Below are 13766 nucleotides of genomic sequence, written 5' to 3' on the forward strand. Positions count from 1 at the left end.
AGTACTCTATTAAGTAAATCCTTACATCTCAATCCGTCGCACCGCGGAGCATTGCGACGAGATAAAATAAAAAGTTGATTTTTATAGAATATATTATCTCGTTACGAAGCTCCGCGTCGTAACAACTAAGTTGAATTTTCAGATCTGTAAGTAATTCGAGTTACATCGTCCAATCAATAATTACTCTTGCAAAATAATCTCCCAAAATTTTTCTATTTTAATACAGAGAAAAATCCTAACCTATTTTTATTAATACCATCTTATGAGTACCGACGTATTGAATCAACCTACTGAGCTCAGTTTTGAACTTTCCGAAGAACAACAGCTCATCAGAGACAGCATCAAAGATTTCGTTGAGCGCCATGTTAAACCGGACGTAAAAGAGCGCGATGCCAGCAAAGAATTTCCTCATGATCTTGTACAAAAATTAGCCGACCAAGGCTTTATGGGAATGGTCCATCCCGAAAAGTATGGTGGCGGTGGCGTAGGACACGTGAGCTTTTGCCTGGCCATCGAAGAAATTGCACGATGGGATGCTTCCCTGGCTTTGACGGTCGCCTCGCATACTTCACTGGCATCGGGACATATTGCCCTGGCAGCTAACGAATCCCAAAAAGAAAAATACCTGACTCCTCTTGCCAAAGGTGAAAAGCTGGGTGCCTGGTGTCTCACGGAACCCGGCTCGGGAAGTGATGCTTCCGGGATGAAAACAACAGCTATCAAAAAAGGCGATAAATATATTCTCAACGGTACCAAGATTTTTATTACACAGGGCTCGGTCGGTGATATTTACGTAGTACTCGCGAAAACAGATCCCGATAAAGGGACAAAAGGAATTAGCGCTTTTATTGTTGAAGGCGACTGGGATGGTGTTGAATCCGGTGGCAAAATGGAAAAGCTTGGAATGAATTCCAGTGATACGACGGAGGTCATTTTTGAGGATGTGGAAGTGCCTGAAGAAAATCTGTTAGGCGAACTGGGAAAAGGTTTTGTTGACACGATGAAAGTGCTCGACGGCGGACGCATTGGCATTGGTGCCCTGTCGGTTGGAATTGCACGCGGCGCCCTCGAAGAATCCCTGAAATATTCGGGCGAACGCAAGCAATTTGGTTCTCCCATTGGCGACTTCCAAGCTATTGAAACAAAAATGGCAAATATGGCTACTGAAGTGGATGCCGCTCGTATGCTGGTCCACCGCGCCGCCTGGCTGAAAGATCAGGGCAAACCGTTTACTAAAGAAGTATCGATGGCAAAACTCTTTGCCTCAGAACTGGCTGTACGTGCTGCCGATGAGGCCGTACAAATTCACGGTGGCTACGGCTACATCAAGGAATATCATGTAGAGCGATTTATGCGCGATGCCAAGCTGATGACGATTGGCGAAGGTACTTCCGAGGTTCAGCGCATGATTATCGGCCGTGAACTCAAAAAGGAATTCTGGGGATAGATTAATGTTGAATTCAGCTAACCAGTTGACAGGTATCAGAAAATGTTCTGATTCAGACAACTGAATTCACATCATTGTAACCTGCAACTTTCAACCATATAACTTACCTTCTATAAAAGAAAATCCCATAAAAAGAAATCATCCCATGGCCAGCAACAGCTTTAACATAGACGACCCGTTCCAGTTTGAATCCGAGCTCTCCGAAGATGATCGCATGATCATGGAGACGGCTCGCGATTATGCCCAGAGTAAACTTGAACCACGGGCACTAAAAGGAAATCAGGAAGAATATTTTGATAAGGATATTGCTACAGAGATGGGTGATTTGGGATTGCTGGGCTCCTATCTGCCTCCTGAATACGGCGGCGTGGATGCCAGTCAGACCGCCTACGGACTTATTGCCCGCGAGGTTGAGCGCGTGGATTCCGGCTATCGCTCGTTTATGTCAGTGCAGTCGTCGCTGGTAATGTTCCCTATTTTCAAGTTTGGTACAGACGAGCAGAAAGAACGTTTTCTGCCAAAACTGGCAACGGGAGAACTTGATCGGCTGCTTTGGACTTACCGAACCCGATCACGGTTCCGATCCGGGATCCATGTCCACAACAGCAGTCAAAACCGATGGCGGATGGATCTTAAATGGAGCCAAAATGTGGATTACCAACTCTCCCATTGCTGACGTGGGGATTGTCTGGGCGAAAGCAAAAGAAAATAAAGATGACGAAGGCGAAATTCGCGGCTTTATTGTAACCAAAGATATGGACGGTTACAGCGCGCCGCCAACTAAACACAAAATGTCGCTCCGCGCTTCGGAAACCGGAGAAATGGTTTTTGAGGATGTATTTGTACCCGATGAAAATGTATTTCCCGATATTCGCGGACTCAAAGGCCCCTTTACCTGTTTAAATTCTGCACGATACGGTATTGCCTGGGGCACGGTGGGAGCAGCTGAATTTTGTTATCAGAAAGCACGCGAATATGTTCTCGATCGTAAACAATTTGGTTATCCTATTGGGGCCAATCAACTGCCGCAAACGAAGCTGGCCAATATGCTTACCGATATCACCCAGATGCAGCTGCTGGCCTGGCGTTTAGGGAAATTGAAAGATGAAGGACGCGCACATCACTCAATGGTATCACTGGCGAAGCGCAATAACTGCGGAACGGCGCTGGAGATAGCTCGAATATCAAGAGATATGCATGGTGCCAATGGTATCACCGGTGAATATCGCGTGATCCATCATGTGATGAACCTCGAATCTGTAAATACTTACGAGGGTACTTACGATATTCATGGCTTAATTCTGGGACGAGAGATTACCGATATTCAGGCGTTTGTGCCTCGTGGAAATGATATGCCTGAGAATTAGTTTTCCACTAAGACATTAAGAGCACTAAGTTTAGGGATATATTAAATTCTGTAATCTTAGTGCCTTAGTGGTTTGTAAAACCATTCAGTAGGCAAGTACAACTCGCATAGGATCTTTCCTTAATACAATGTAATCCCGAAGCCGTACGCCAGTATTAAAAATACTGCGGCTAGCACAATGCGATAATATCCGAAGTGGCGAAAGCCGTAGTGATCTACGATTTTGAGGAATCCTTTCACGGCTATCCAGGCAAAGATAAAGGCAAAAATACTACCCATACCCAAAAGCACAAATTGGTCCATCGAAATGCCCGATGCCGTTTTAAACAGGTCATATCCCGTAGCAGCGGCCATGGTGGGAATAGCCAACAGAAAGGAAAACTCGGTAGCCTGACGCTCGTTATAGCCGATCGCCGCACCGCCAATAATCGTAGCAGCAGCACGTGACGTGCCGGGAATCAGTGCAAAACATTGAGCAATGCCAATCATCAGGGCACTCTTCGTAGAGATCTCTTCCAGCTCCTCATATTGGGTTTCCCGGTTTCGTGTCCACTTATCCAGCCAGATGAGAACAATCCCGCCCAAAATAAGCATTACGCTTACGACCACCGTATTAAAAAGCACTGCTTTAATGGCATCATAAAACAACAATCCCACCACAGAAACCGGGATAAACGCCCAAAACAGTTTATAGTATAGTTGCAGTCCGGCAAACAGCTTATCCCGATACATCACCACAATGGCCAGAACTGCTGAGAGTTGAATGGAGATTTCAAATGTCTTGAGAAATTCCGAGTTCTCCATTCCCAGCATGTGAGAGGCCAGAATCATATGTCCTGTTGAGGAGATGGGTAAAAATTCGGTAATCCCCTCAATTATGCTGAGGATGATAACTTCAATAATGCTCATGCCGCAAATTGTTAGATGGGAAAGAGGTTTTCAGTTTTAATCAGCATAAAATGCCCGCTACATTCCCGGCCAAGCTGACCATGGAATCCGAAGCAGAATCAGAAATAATCCCAAGCCATAGAAAATGAGGATTTTTTTATATCGAGCGGCATCATCATCCCCACTTTTAGCTTTGGAATAACCGATGGTGATGAGCACAATTCCAATAATCATGGTCAGCGGATGCTCCAGCATATACAGTCGAGACATGGCGTCGCCCATTGCTTCTCCGGAGAAATTTGACAATCCCATTGGAGAAATAACGTATAGAACTAAGCCGATTAACAATTGGAGATGTGCGGCAATGAGTCCAATCAGCGAAATTTTTCGCGACTTCTCGGTAAAAGACTTGTTTTTGATGAAGTTCATTAGTGCATACCCAATAACGCCAACTAAAATGAGCAGCACCAGATAGGCAAGGCCGGAGTGCAGATGTTGTAAACCGGTGTACATATGAAATAAGATTTAAGGAGTTAAATTTATGAGGCTCAATGATACGAAACTGCCGTTGAAACAGAAACTAAAATCAGTTCAACAGCAAAACGTTTTTTTCGAGGCCTTTGCAAAACCCAGAATATCAAGCTCGTCATTGCGAACCTGAGAAGCAATCTCCCAATCAAAGCTGGTAAAAGGAGATCGCCTGCCTATGCCGAAGCTAATATGACATAATAGTCCATATTTTATATAAGGCTCCGCGCAGGCAGGCCGCATTGCATTCCCCGCAAAGGCGGGACAAGGCGCGATGACAGTAAGGTTTTCAAAGGCCCATTTATCATCAAAAAGGAATTCTATTCCTGCTTACTAATTATCCTTTAAAATTGATTTCAGAGAAGCTACAAATGTTTCCGGATCATCCGGAGAAATTACAATGTCCCCATCTTTGGTTGTCAGTACTACCGTTTTATTGCGATGAGTAACATACGCTTTGTAGCTTTTGAGAATGCTATTTCGGAAATAACCGACATAGCCGAACAGTCCACCAATACCAAACGTTCGAACCGATCCGGTCATCGCATGAGGTCTATATTCTACATCTGTAATATTTGATATATCAATATCTTTGGACCATCCGAGTCGTAAAATCTTCAGCTTACCGCCCTCAATATGATATCCAAATATGCCGAAGCCCAGTGCTCCCAAAATAATTGCCCATGTTATAAGTGTGGTGATTACATCCGGCGTATAATAATTAAGTCCCAAAAGAAGTAAGGTAATTCCACTCGTCATCAAGATTAGCAGCCAATCCCACGGTGCTTTGAAGGTTTTTCTGATTTCTTCCATGGCATCCTCATTAATTTATGTTCCATTGATCGCTTTATTCACTGCCGGCTTTACTTTGGTGGCAAAAAGCTCAATGGACTTGAGTAATTTCTTATGAGGAATAGATCCTACACTCATCTGCAACAAAAAACGATCGTGACCAAAAATTTCATGCTGAAACAGCACTTTGTCAATAATTTCCTGCGGGTCGCCCACGGCATTCGCTCCGCGCAACGTTCGGGAAGCCTCAAACTTATCCCGCGTCATCGGCGGCCAACCGCGTTCCTTGCCTATTTTATCCATTGTAATCTTAAATGCGGGAAAAGCAATATCGGCAGCTTCTTGAGAATTTTCGGCAATAAATCCGTGTGAATTAATGCTCAGTTTTGGTGGATTTTGATCATTTTCCTCCGCTCCTCTTTGGTGAATATCCGCCAGCTGCTTGAACTGCTCGGGCTGCCCTCCAATAATACCAAGTGCCATCGGCAATCCTAGTGCACCTGCCTGATAAGCTGATTTTGGCGTACCGCCTACTGCTCTCCAAACGGGAATTTGATCCTGATACGGCTGTGGATAGACGCCGCTTTCATCAATATCGGGACGATACTTTCCGCTCCAGGTAATCGTTTCGTTTTCACGGAGTTTGAGCAGCAAATCCAGTTTTTCTTCAAACAGTTCTTCGTAATCCTGCAGATCGTATCCAAAAAGCGGAAAGGATTCGACAAACGAGCCACGTCCCACCATAATTTCGGCTCGACCTTTGGAAAGCTGATCAATAGTCGCAAACTGCTGATACGCTCGAACGGGATCTTCGGAACCCAGAACCGTCACCGCACTGCTGAGACGAATCTGCTTGGTTCGCGCCGCGGCTGCAGCAAGTATGGTAGTTGGGGATGAGGAGAGATATTCCTCACGATGATGCTCCCCAATGCCAAACAGATCAAGTCCTGCCTCATCGGCCAATTCAATTTCTTCCATTAGGTTTTCAAAGCGTTTGGCGGGTGTTAACATACGATCTAAGTCGGGATGCGTGGTATTTTCAACAAAAGTGTACAGACCAAATTCCATCTTTAAATAGTTACTTACTTTAATGTTAAAATAATATTATGGGAACACTACAAAATATTATACAAATGAATCGGGAATTTAATAGATCTCCAGGTATTCAAGCAGACATTGATATATTTCCAACCACCCCATTCCCCTCCTTCATAAGGAGGGGATTTGTTTTAAATAACTACAAAAAATTGTCCCTATTTAAAATCATATCTTACAACCAGTTCTCCCCTTTTCAAGGGGAGATTCAGAGGGGTTTATAACATCAGCTGGCTGGACTTGCCATCCGATAGATCTTTTTTATGATTTTATTTGCTCATCTACGCATAATACTGCTACAACAGTATTAGAATGGGGATACGTATTATTTATACTCTAAAATAAAATCTATCACCATTACTTTAATAGAGGTTCTCCCCTTTCAATGGGATTGCTCGGATCACTGCTCCACTCGTACCATCCTCCGTCATATACCGATACCTTTGGCCATCCCATCAGCCAGGCATTCCAGAACGCCTCGCTGCCCCGCCATCCGGTTCCGCAATAAAAGGCGAGCTTTTTGTCGGGAGTCAATCCTTCTTCAATCCACTTTTCGGCCACTTCCTGGTATTCGCGCATGGTATGATCAAAATTACGATAGTTTTCCATATGATAAGCGTCGCTGCCACAGTTGCCGAATACCGCGCCGGGTATGCGTCCTTTTTTTTCGATGTAATGATAGCCGCTACGTTCACCGATAAACTCCTGCCAACTTCTTACGCTAACGAGCTCGGCATCATTGGCCGATAAATATTCCTTTGCTTGGGGGGTATCAATCATCAGTTCTGGACGTCCCGGGATCTCAGTACCAAAATCATCTACGGGATTAGGTGTCACCTCCTCGGTAGAGAGCTCATAACCGGCCAACTCCCAAGAGGTGATCCCACCGTTCAAAATACGAACATCCTCAACGCCGGCATACAGTAAAATAGCCGCGCTTCGCATCGCTCCCAAGTGCCCCGCGCTCTTTCCGGGGAAGCGCTCTTCATCATAAACCGGAGCCGAAAAACGACCATATACCACCACTGTGGTATCGTGACGAATTCCTAGACTTTCCAACCTATTACGCAACTCTTCGGGCGAACGCCGATTCCACGTCTCGGTCGATTCCAGCCAGTTGGTATTCAGCGCTATTGCACCGGGAATGTGTCCCTTTTCATAATCCTCAATATAGCCGTAATGCGAGTGACAAATTACGTAGTCTTCGCTGTCATACTCTTGCGGTTTTTCTCCATCAACTAACTGTTTTACCCACTCAGGATGCACCAGCTGGTGATAGCGCTGCAGCCTGTCCAGCGGCAGGTTGGTATCGGCCAACCATTCCTCCACAAAATCATTATAGACACTCACATTCTGATAGTCCAGATCCAGCAATTTTTCCGCCATTTTTTGGCTTGTCCCGGCATTGTATCCATATACCACAACCGGCTCTGTTTTACGGATATTCTTCTCCTCCAGCACTTCCACCCAATCCATATAGCGCGTCCATTCCAGCGGAATACTTTTAGCTTTGGGGATGTGTCCGCCCCGGTTTTCATCTTGCAGTCGCCAGCCATTATAAGCGGCAATGGGACGCACATCTATCACTTTTCCAACGTCTTTCTCATTAAATACTTGAAGTTCACTTGTAGAAATAGCAGCTATATTTTCCATAAAAAGATCTGTCGATTCTTAATTCTACATTTAAATAAATAGATGGTATCATTTGTCCACCACTTTGACAAATACTTATTGTCATTATCAAAATCTATGTACACTATTAAGAAGAAGTATATTCGAGAATCCTTACAGATTCATATCTTGATGAACTTAAAAGATTAAAATAAAATTTCATCTTATGCGCCCACTCGATACCTCCATCGAACGTACACTTCCCTTTAGCAGCGACAAAAAACTGCGTAAAAAGTTTATGATTGTCGACGATGATATTCCCGGTAATATCAGGTGGGGACGTCTGCTTGAGGAACTTGATAAAATAGCTGAGGATATCGCTTTGGATTACGTCCACCAGTTCGAACCCGAAGGTCGGGTAGTGACCGCTGCTGTGGATGATATCGCCCTGCATGTCCCCGCGGATATCACCAAAGATGTATACCTGCGTGCTCGCATCAACTATGTGGGAAGAACATCCATGGAGGTCGGTATTCGGGTGGATCAAGATAAAGAAGCCGAACACTCGCTGGCGGCATGTTATTTTACGATGGTAGCGCGCAAAGGCGAAGGTGATAAAGCTGAAAGCCTACCCATTCCACCGCTGGATTATGAAAGTGAGATTGAGAAACGACGATACAACGACGCTATTGAACGACAGCAAAAATACCGAGAGCAAATTGATGCGCTCGAAGAACCGCCCAGCAAAGAAGAATTTGAGATGTTACGTGAACTTCATAATGCACAAGAAGATGAGGACTTTGATGGACTTCTAGCGGGTAAGCAAATCCGCAATAGTGTGGAACGCATGTATCCGGATCTGGAAAACGTGCCCCACAAAATATTTGGAGGTTACGTCATTCGCCGCGCCTATGAGCTGGCACTCATCCAGGCCGAGGAAATCATGCCCGATCGCCCGATATTTGTGCGCGTTAATCGCATCAACTTTCTACAACCCATTCGTATAGGCGATAAACTCGATTTCACCAGTCGCGTGGTTTACACCGGTGATACCTCAATGACTCTCGAAATTGATATCGAACGCACCAGCATGGACAAGGTGACCAAGGCGCTGTCTAACACCTGCGTATTTACCTTTGTTAATGTAGATGATGATCTCAATCCACAGCCCGTGCCCGATGTCTATCCGACTACTTATGCCGAAGATGAGCGATATCTAAAAGCGCACCGGCGGCGAATCGAACACCATCAAACGGAACAAGAAAATGACTAAGGTATGCGAGCACTAATTGTTGAAGACGAGCCTTTGCTGATTGAGGACCTCGAAGAGTTTCTGCTTGAGGAACAGTTTAATGTGGATTCAGCTCAAACCCTGAGCAAAGCTTTTGATCTCGTAGCCGCAGAGGAATACGATCTTATTTTGCTGGATCTGGGCCTGCCCGACGGTGACGGCATTGAACTGCTCAAGACGATAAAAAGCGATCACAAAGAAACAGCCGTCATTATTATCACCGCTCGCGGCGAAACTGAGGATAAAGTAAAAGGTCTGGAATTAGGGAGCGATGATTACCTGGCAAAGCCATTCCCTATTGCCGAGTTGAGAGCCCGCATCCATGCCGTAATGCGCAGAAAATATAATATCAGTGATAACCAAATTGCTGCAGGACCACTGAAATTGAATATGGATCACATGAAGGTTTTAGTTGATGATAAGCCACTGGAGGTCACCGAAACTGAATACAAAATGATGCGCTATCTCGTGCTAAATAAAAATAAAACCATTACCCGAATTGCACTTGCCGAACATATTTGGGGAAGCAAAATTGACGATCGTTTTTCGTTAGATTTTATTAACTCTCACATGAAAAACATCCGCAAAAAATTAAGCGCAGCCGGAGTAGAGAATCTCATTAAAACGGTGTATGGTGTGGGATACAAACTGATGACCTATGAAACTGAATAACAAAATACTGCTCAGCAATACCGCTATTAACGCTGGTTGTTTTTGCCCTTACCGCGGTCGGTATCTATCATCTAATTAATTCCACTGTCTATGGTGAACTTGATAATCACTTACTGCAACATAAAATTGATCTCATCAATCAAATCGATGAAGACGCCTCTAATCTAGAAGATATTAAAAAGTTGGGAATTCTCGGATCGTACGAATGGATCGACATTCAAAAGTATGATGGGGCTGTTGCTCCCAACGAAAATAATTTTACAACTATTGATACTCTGCGCAATCCCAATAAGGAAGTAGAGGAAAAGTCTTACCGACGGCTGACCACCGCCATTAATGTCAACGATACGTACTATACGGTTCGGTTATACGAGGAGGTTGCCTCGTGGGAACATATCAGCAGAACAATATTACTAAGTGTGCTGGCGGGACTGCTGATCTGGATACTGTTGCTCTATATTCTCAATCAATTTGTGCTGGATAAAGTACTTGCCCCTTTTTATAAAACGGTTTCCACGCTCGAGCATATTTCCAATCCGTCGGACCTTAACGAGACTTTTCCCGATACTTCCACCTATGAAATTAATGTGCTTAACCGGGCGCTGAATACGATGATGCAGCATATTCGTTCATCCTTTGAGGATCAGAAGCAGTTTATTCAGAATGCATCTCACGAGTTACTGACCCCACTCTCAATTATTCGACAAAAGGCGGAAAAAATCCTTTCCAATGCCGACGCACTCGACAAACAGACCATTAAAGCAGCCGGACAAATTCAAGATACCTCCGTACGGTTGAGTCGTCTAAGTAATGCTCTTTTGCTCATTAGTCGCGTAGAAAATCGGCAGTATTCCCTCGATGAAGTAGTCGAAATTACGGACATCGCTGAAAACGTTATTCAGGAGCTCAGCGACTTTATTGAGATGAAGGACCTCATCCTACAAAAAGAGTTCGATTGTTCTATTAATGTGCAAGGCAACAGCGAATTGATTCAATCTGCTATCTATAACATTGTTCAGAATGCAATCAAATACACGCCAAGCGGATCTTCCATTACCCTCAAAATAAGCTGCGAAGATGAGCAACGTAGCTTTTCGGTACTGGATGAAGGCCCTGGTATTCCTGAAAATTTAATTAATTCTGTTTTTGATCGGTTTCAGAAAACAGAAAATCATACCGACGGTTTCGATAATGACAGCCCCGGATTAGGGCTTTCCATTGTCCAAAGTATCTGTCGGCTTCATGGCTTTAGGTGTTCAGCTCAAAATCGATCGGACAAAGGCGCTGAAGTTTCCATCCAGTTTTAAAGAACCGAAACTTTGAGATTAAATCTCATTCCGATCATTGTTTTAAAAGGTCGATTCTTACCGCATCACTTCTCTTCATAAAAATTATAAGGTTTACTTAATCTCCCCTCTAATAAGTTCTTCATCAGGAGAGCAAACAACAGTTATGGACTTAATATAGCCTATAACCGGTCTCTCATCATGGAGACTTCAAATCCATATTCTCTACAGATTTCATTATTACGTTTACTCACAGAACAACTACGCCTACTCGCGTATTAATGAACAAAGTACATACGTAATGATTTTTTCTGTAATAATTGCGCTGTTAATTTCATTTCAGTCCACACCACAAGATACTACCGATCTTAACAATTTGAGTGTTGGCAAAGCGCTTGAAATTGCCTACGAACACAGTCCACAGGTGAACCAGCTAAAGAATCGAATTGAAGCTCAAAAACAACAGGCCGGTTTAAGCCTGGGCATTAAAAATCCAACCATTACCTATGCCAAAGAGGGTATTGGCCAGGGTACTTTTGGAGAACAGCGCTGGATGGTTTCCCAATCAATGGATTTCCCCTTAACCGGCTACTATCGGGTTAAAAGAGAACGTGCAAATACCGGATCACTGGAGCTCCAGCTACAAACATTGAAACTTCAGCTCAAGGCCAATGTAAAGTCTGCTTATACCAAGCTTGCCTATGCTATTGAATCAAGTCATTTGGCACGAGAGCGGGTAGAGCTATTAAAAAACTTACGGAATGCAGCACAAGCACGTTCCGATCTTGGTGAGTCCTCCGAAATTGATGCCATGCAGGCCGATCTGCAGCTTACCGAAGCACAAAATAATATGGAGAAAGCCTACCAGCAGATTATGGAAGCTCGCTACAATTTATTTGAAACCGTTGGGCTGGATGAAGAGCAACAAACCTATGAAATTGGTTTCCCCGATACGCTGCACTATGTCGCAGTTGATATTAACCAAGATGAAGTACTTCAAAAATTAGCCAGCCATCCGCAGCTACAGCAAATAGATGAAGAACAGCTTGCCGCTTCTTATCAGACAAAAGCCGCCAAAAGCAGTTACCTCCCTGACCTGAATGTGATGTACTATCGGCAGGATTTCGGCAATGGTTTTGATTTTAATGCTTTTGAAATTGGCGTGAGCGTACCCCTTTGGTTTGGCATAAACCAATCTAACAAGGTTCAACAGGCGAAAGCAGAATATCGCAGAGTCGAATGGAAATATCGGGAAGAACAGCTGTCAATCAAGAAGCAGGCTGAACAAGCCTGGCACGGTTATGAAACTACGCGTACCAATATAATACGTTATCGCGAATCGATACAGGCCAAATCAAAAGAACTGGTATATATGACCCAGAAAGGCTACCGGCTTGGTGAACTGGATCTGCTTAGACTACTCGAAGCCCAGCGAACTTATCTGCGAACACAGCAATCGTACTACGAAACACTGAGAGATTATTATCTGCGAGTGATCGAACTAGAGAAATATTTACAAACAGATATCATATTTAAATAAATCCTGAATCTATTATGAACGTTTTGCCATCCATGAAAATAAATTCATCCATTACATCTGCCGGGTTGATTCTGTTATCTCTTTTCTTTCTTGGAAGTTGTGGCTCGGATACCGGACCGGAAGAAACTACTATAGATCCGGGCACTCCTCCCTCCCTCACTGAAAAAGGAGCTAATGAACAGGTAGTGCAACTTACAGAACAACAAGTCAACGACCTGAATATCGAGATTTATACGGTTGAAAAAGAACAGATAAATTTCTCAATCAATGCTCCGGGACAAGTGTTTGCAGCTCCAGAACACATTTCTGTTGTTAGCTCTCCTATTAACGGACGGGTATCTAAAATCTATGCCCATGAAGGAGACCGGGTACAAAAGGGAGACCCCCTATTAAATTTGGTAAGCCTGGAATTTGCCAACCTGGTTGGTGATTATTTGGAAGCAACCGCTGAAGTAACCTATCAAGAACAACAGGTAGAACGCCTGAAAGTATTAACAGCAGAAAAAATTAGCCCGGAACGAACTCTTCAACGTTCACAGGCTGACCTACGACGAGCTAAAACAAAACAGAGTGCTTCTTTAGCGCGGCTCCGTGCGGTGGGTATTACCAATGAAGAAGTCGAACAATGGGACCCGTTTACCTCGGATCCCAAATCGGAGCTTACAATTCATGCCCCAATATCAGGCGTACTAAATCAGCATTTGATAGATCTGGGAGAATCCGTCAACTCTTATGACAAACTATTAGACATCATTGATAACGCCGAAGTACTTGTAAAGGGATTTATCTCGGCAGCCGACGCTCCCTTTGTTCATGAGGGCACTCCTGTAGTCATAACTCAAAAAACAGAAGGCAGTACGCCCCAAAGACAGAGAATTGAATCAACGGTGACATCAGTCAATCCGGCCCTTGATGAAGCAAATAAATCCCTTGTGCTTAACAGCATTGTCCCGACCAAGAATAACTGGCCCATTGTGGGACAAAGTGTTCGGATGAAATACTCTGCACAACCATCAGATTCAAGTTTTACGATTCCTCTTTCTGCCATTCAATTTGAAGAGCAGGATGCGGCTGTTTTTGTCCAGCGTTCTCCGCAAGAATACGTAAAAAGGATTGTTGAGGTCGAACGTATGACTGATGATCATGCCGTCATAGGTTCAGGACTGAAGCCGGGAGAAAAGATCGCCATGAGCCAAGTTTTCAGCCTTAAAGCATTAGAACGCTTCGAACAATTTGCCGACTAACCTACA

Annotated in this window: 11 protein-coding genes and 1 pseudogene; 7 read left to right on the top strand and 5 right to left on the bottom strand. The window is 44.1% G+C overall.

Annotated features, from left to right (window positions below; all coding sequences use genetic code 11):
- Positions 1–262 precede the first annotated feature (262 nt).
- Both U5J89_RS00145 and U5J89_RS15845 read left to right on the top strand, forming a co-directional pair.
- Positions 263–1447, top strand: coding sequence for an acyl-CoA dehydrogenase family protein (locus U5J89_RS00145; protein WP_322573573.1), 1185 nt, complete (start codon positions 263–265; stop codon positions 1445–1447).
- Between the two features lie 145 nt (positions 1448–1592).
- A pseudogene (locus tag U5J89_RS15845) lies at positions 1593–2814 on the top strand (acyl-CoA dehydrogenase).
- Between the two features lie 119 nt (positions 2815–2933).
- Here U5J89_RS15845 and U5J89_RS00160 read toward each other — a convergent pair.
- The 5 genes from U5J89_RS00160 to U5J89_RS00180 all read right to left on the bottom strand — a co-directional run bounded on the left by U5J89_RS00160 (position 2934) and on the right by U5J89_RS00180 (position 7769).
- Entirely contained in the window at positions 2934–3722 is a 789-nt protein-coding gene (locus U5J89_RS00160; protein WP_322573576.1) for an undecaprenyl-diphosphate phosphatase, read from the bottom strand.
- A gap of 57 nt (positions 3723–3779) precedes the next feature.
- Positions 3780–4214 (bottom strand): cytochrome B, encoded by a 435-nt coding sequence (locus U5J89_RS00165; protein ID WP_322573577.1) that lies wholly within the window; start codon positions 4212–4214, stop codon positions 3780–3782.
- A 348-nt stretch (positions 4215–4562) separates the two neighbouring features.
- Positions 4563–5042, bottom strand: coding sequence for a PH domain-containing protein (locus tag U5J89_RS00170; RefSeq protein ID WP_322573578.1), 480 nt, complete (start codon positions 5040–5042; stop codon positions 4563–4565).
- Positions 5043–5057: 15 nt separating this feature from the next.
- Positions 5058–6089 carry an Atu2307/SP_0267 family LLM class monooxygenase gene (locus U5J89_RS00175; protein ID WP_322573579.1) on the bottom strand — a complete coding sequence of 344 codons (1032 nt, stop codon included), beginning with the start codon at positions 6087–6089 and terminating at the stop codon, positions 5058–5060.
- Positions 6090–6473: 384 nt separating this feature from the next.
- Positions 6474–7769: a sulfurtransferase gene (locus U5J89_RS00180; protein WP_322573580.1), complete on the bottom strand. Its 1296-nt coding sequence runs from the start codon at positions 7767–7769 to the stop codon at positions 6474–6476.
- Positions 7770–7953: 184 nt separating this feature from the next.
- On the opposite strand from U5J89_RS00180, the gene U5J89_RS00185 reads away from it, so the two are divergent.
- The 5 genes from U5J89_RS00185 to U5J89_RS00205 all read left to right on the top strand — a co-directional run bounded on the left by U5J89_RS00185 (position 7954) and on the right by U5J89_RS00205 (position 13760).
- Complete coding sequence (locus tag U5J89_RS00185) at positions 7954–9000, top strand: hotdog domain-containing protein (RefSeq protein ID WP_322573581.1); 1047 nt, start codon at positions 7954–7956, stop codon at positions 8998–9000.
- Between the two features lie 3 nt (positions 9001–9003).
- Positions 9004–9690: a response regulator transcription factor gene (locus U5J89_RS00190; RefSeq protein ID WP_322573582.1), complete on the top strand. Its 687-nt coding sequence runs from the start codon at positions 9004–9006 to the stop codon at positions 9688–9690.
- Positions 9691–9872: 182 nt separating this feature from the next.
- The gene (locus U5J89_RS00195; RefSeq protein ID WP_322573583.1) at positions 9873–10997 is read left to right on the top strand and encodes a HAMP domain-containing sensor histidine kinase; all 1125 of its coding nucleotides are present in this window, start codon (positions 9873–9875) and stop codon (positions 10995–10997) included.
- A gap of 280 nt (positions 10998–11277) precedes the next feature.
- Positions 11278–12516, top strand: a complete 1239-nt coding sequence (locus U5J89_RS00200; protein WP_322573584.1) for a TolC family protein — start codon at positions 11278–11280, stop codon at positions 12514–12516.
- 14 nt (positions 12517–12530) lie between these two features.
- Positions 12531–13760: an efflux RND transporter periplasmic adaptor subunit gene (locus tag U5J89_RS00205; protein ID WP_322573585.1), complete on the top strand. Its 1230-nt coding sequence runs from the start codon at positions 12531–12533 to the stop codon at positions 13758–13760.
- The last annotated feature ends 6 nt before the right edge of the window (positions 13761–13766 follow it).

It is taken from the genome of Fodinibius sp. (genome assembly GCF_034521915.1).
Classification (GTDB): domain Bacteria; phylum Bacteroidota; class Rhodothermia; order Balneolales; family Balneolaceae; genus Fodinibius.